Raw genomic sequence first — 498 nt, 5'->3', positions numbered from 1 at the left:
CCCACTCGTCGTCGCCCTGCTATATGATGGGCTGTGCACGTTTGAATTCGGCATTGTGGCCGAGGTGTTCGGCCTGTCCCGTCCGGAAATGGGGCCAGACTGGTATCGTTTTGCCAGCGCCGCCATCGAGCCAGGGCCCTTGCGCGCGCATGGTGGCTTTTCGATCTTGCCGGAAGGCGGTCTGGATCTGTTGGACCAGGCCGATTTGGTGGTCATCCCGGGCTGGAAGGGCGCAGATGTTCCAGTGCCAGAGGAGTTACTTGCAGCGCTGCGCAAAGTGCATGCAAGGGGCGGCAGACTGGCTTCGATCTGCTCTGGCGCCTTTGTGTTGGCGGCCACAGGCTTGTTGGATGGGAAAAAAGTCACCACCCATTGGCGCTATGGCCAGACTATGCGCACTCGTTATCCTGCCGTCCAAGTGGACGAGGCGTCTCTGTATCATATGCATAACCGGATATTTACTTCGGCGGGCAGCGCCGCAGGTATCGATCTGATGAT

1 protein-coding gene is annotated in these 498 nt (G+C 59.0%); it reads left to right on the top strand.

What is annotated here, in order from left to right; genetic code table 11:
• Positions 1-55: 55 nt before the first annotated feature.
• Positions 56-498: DJ-1/PfpI family protein (locus EOE18_RS18240; RefSeq protein WP_246027542.1), on the top strand; the 443-nt coding region annotated here is incomplete at its 3' end.

Source organism: Novosphingobium umbonatum, from assembly GCF_004005905.1.
Taxonomy (GTDB): Bacteria; Pseudomonadota; Alphaproteobacteria; order Sphingomonadales; family Sphingomonadaceae; genus Novosphingobium; species Novosphingobium umbonatum.
This window is presented reverse-complemented; position numbering and strand designations above follow the sequence as displayed.